Raw genomic sequence first — 205 nt, 5'->3', positions numbered from 1 at the left:
CTGTAGTGGTCAACTTATCCCGGACACGACTTTAAGTTTTTCCTCGGCCCGCGCTGGAGCCAACCCATCGTTGAATTGATGAGGCCTAATCCAATTGTAGCGATGCATCAAAAAATGGCTGATATCGCGCTGTGCTTCCTGCGCAGTTCGATAGCCCACGGTCGGTATCCATTCTGTTTTCAAGCTGCGAAATACGCGCTCCATC

General features: G+C 50.7%; 1 pseudogene. It reads right to left on the bottom strand.

Annotation, left to right across the window (positions count from 1 at the left end):
* Window positions 1-9: 9 nt before the first annotated feature.
* Window positions 10-205, bottom strand: a pseudogene (locus tag V6F78_RS22375) (integrase core domain-containing protein); the annotation flags it as partial.

The sequence above is a fragment of the Pseudomonas sp. ESBL9 genome (genome assembly GCF_036668715.1).
GTDB lineage: Bacteria > Pseudomonadota > Gammaproteobacteria > Pseudomonadales > Pseudomonadaceae > Aquipseudomonas > Aquipseudomonas lundensis.
Note: the sequence above shows the minus strand (reverse complement) of the source record. Positions and strands in the feature narration are given on the sequence as shown.